Source organism: Neptuniibacter pectenicola (genome assembly GCF_001597735.1).
In the GTDB taxonomy this organism is placed as follows: Bacteria; Pseudomonadota; Gammaproteobacteria; order Pseudomonadales; family Balneatricaceae; genus Neptuniibacter; species Neptuniibacter pectenicola.
Window position 1 is genome coordinate 1 of record NZ_LUTS01000112.1, and the last position, 313, is coordinate 313.

A 313-nucleotide genomic window follows, 5' to 3' on the forward strand; every position below is an offset into this window, starting at 1 on the left:
CGAAGTCAGCAAACCAAGGCGCTGGACTTGGACGGAAGCCAAAAGCCACTAATACTGCATCAGTTGGAATAACTTCCTCAGATCCAGATACCACCTCAGCACGACGGCGACCATTTTCATCAGGCTCACCCATTTGAGTGCTAACAACTTTAATCCCGGTCACTTTACCGTTTTCACCAACAACTTCTATAGGTTGACGGTTAAACTGAAATTGAACACCCTCTTCTCGGGCATTCTCAACTTCGCGTTTAGAACCAGGCATGTTTGCCTCATCACGACGATAAGCACAGATAACAGATTCTGCACCTTGACG

At 47.0% G+C, this 313-nt stretch carries 1 pseudogene; it reads right to left on the reverse strand.

Features of this window, described 5'->3' with window-relative positions:
• Positions 1 to 313 (reverse strand): annotated as a pseudogene (locus A3773_RS17115) (glutamate synthase small subunit); the annotation flags it as partial.